The 1,179-nt window shown below is 41.1% G+C and carries 2 protein-coding genes; both read right to left on the bottom strand.

The features are described from left to right. On the bottom strand, positions 1-807 hold an 807-nt coding region (locus AC1DUA_RS38450; protein ID WP_477504693.1), incomplete at its 3' end, for a Y-family DNA polymerase. Positions 808-812: 5 nt separating this feature from the next. Then, a partial coding sequence (locus tag AC1DUA_RS38445; RefSeq protein ID WP_477504692.1) for a YhjD family protein occupies positions 813-1,179 on the bottom strand: 367 nt, incomplete at its 5' end.

Here is a 1,179-nt window from a genome sequence, read left to right as displayed (position 1 = left end):
GGTCATTCCGTGTCCGATTGATTTTGGAGCTACATTAAAAGTACCAGGTGTGACAGGACTATCATCAAGACCGTTAGCTGTACGCCACATGACCTCGGCTTGAATATCCGATTGTTTACCAAAGCGCGCACGAAATTTCTGTTTAAGCAAATGTAATGGTGTTTGAGCAACATGACCTATCGTTGTCATGCCAAGAGCCACGAAATGCCGAGTCATGCGCGACCCAACTCCATACATTTTATCCACACTTAAAGGCCATAGGACACGTTCTACATCCTCTTTACCAAGCGTAAAAATACCACTAGGGTTTTTCTTTGCAAAATTGTCCGTTGCTTGCTTAGCAAGGATTTTAGTTGGACCGATGCCAACACGAATACGTACATTCATTGACGCTGCGACCTTTTTTTGAATCATGCTTGCCAGTTCTTCTGAGGTACAGCGAAAATGATTGAGCGAACCCGTCACGTCTAGGAACTGCTCATCAATAGAAAATACTTCAACTAAATCGGTATACTCTTTGTAAATGTCCGTAATTGCAAGTGATACATCGATATAACGCTGCATATGCGGACGCATTACGATAACATCTGGGCATAGCTGCAGGGCATCTCCAAGTCGCTGAGCAGTACTAATTCCAAAGCTTTTGGCTATTGGACATGCTGCCAAAATAATTCCCGATCTTCTGGCAGGATCACCGGCCACAACAACAGGAAGATTATCTAATCCAGGATGTGTAGCCTTTTCAACGCTTGCGTAAAAAGATTGGCAGTCCGAGAGGTAAATTGTGCGTTCGCTTTTTTCCCTCATTACCATTACAATGACCTCCGCATTGTCATTAAAGTTGTCATGAGTTCAGCTTTAATCAAACTTCTGAGCATTGTGAAATGATGGACGTAACCGCGAACTTTATATTCAACATTAATACCTAAAGCAGTCATCGATGTATTCAACACCTTAATATCACGCTTTTTCATTTTACTCTTAATGCTTTGTATTTCTGGATAAATAGCGTTCTCGACTTCTTTTAGGTAAAACAGAATATGACTATAAATAATTTTGTCTTTGTGAACCCTGAGCTCTTCACAATCCCTCGACAACATATCGAGCAATATAGGAAGCAGTGTAAACTCTTTGATTAATTGAACATCCTCGTCAGTCTCAACATTTGTAATGACACTC

The organism is Paenibacillus sp. 01T422 (assembly GCF_056398785.1).
This window is presented reverse-complemented; position numbering and strand designations above follow the sequence as displayed.